This is a genomic window from Cyclobacterium qasimii M12-11B (genome assembly GCF_000427295.1).
Classification (GTDB): domain Bacteria; phylum Bacteroidota; class Bacteroidia; order Cytophagales; family Cyclobacteriaceae; genus Cyclobacterium; species Cyclobacterium qasimii.
This window is the reverse complement of record NZ_ATNM01000169.1, coordinates 1-500: the sequence shown is the minus strand read 5'-3', so window position 1 is coordinate 500 and position 500 is coordinate 1. Positions and strand designations below refer to the sequence as shown.

The following is a 500-nucleotide window of genomic DNA, read 5'->3' as shown; positions in this document are numbered from 1 at the left end:
GACCCGCGATCGTCTCCGCAACGGCCGCAGCCTCTGCCTGATCGTCGTCATAGCCGGTGACCACTGGGGGCACCGAGTGTTCGGCGGTTGCTGCCTGCAAAGTCAATGCACCAGGTTGGTTGGCCATCAGCTTGTTAGCGGTGTGCACGATCTCGGCGGTCGGCCGATAGTTACGCTCCAGCCGCAACACGATCGCGTTGTCGTGGTGCGCGGCAAAACGCAGCAAGAAGTCGGGACTCGCCCCCGCGAAAGAATAAATCGTTTGGCTGACATCGCCGACCACACAGAGGTCGTCGCGGTCTCCGACCCACAGCCGCAGCAGTTCGTGCTGCAACGGTGACACATCCTGATACTCGTCCACGACAAAGAATCGGTACTGCTCGCGTACCTGCTGCGCGATGCGGGGTTCAGCTTCAATCATTCCGGCCGCGGCCAGCAACACATCTTCGAAGTCAATCTGTCGGCGGGCATCCTTCGTGGCCTCGTATGCGGTCTGCAGC

At 61.2% G+C, this 500-nt stretch carries 1 protein-coding gene; it reads right to left on the bottom strand.

All coding sequences use genetic code 11. The features are described from left to right. A partial coding sequence (locus tag ADICYQ_RS31345; RefSeq protein ID WP_040417486.1) for an ATP-dependent helicase occupies positions 1-500 on the bottom strand: 500 nt, incomplete at both ends.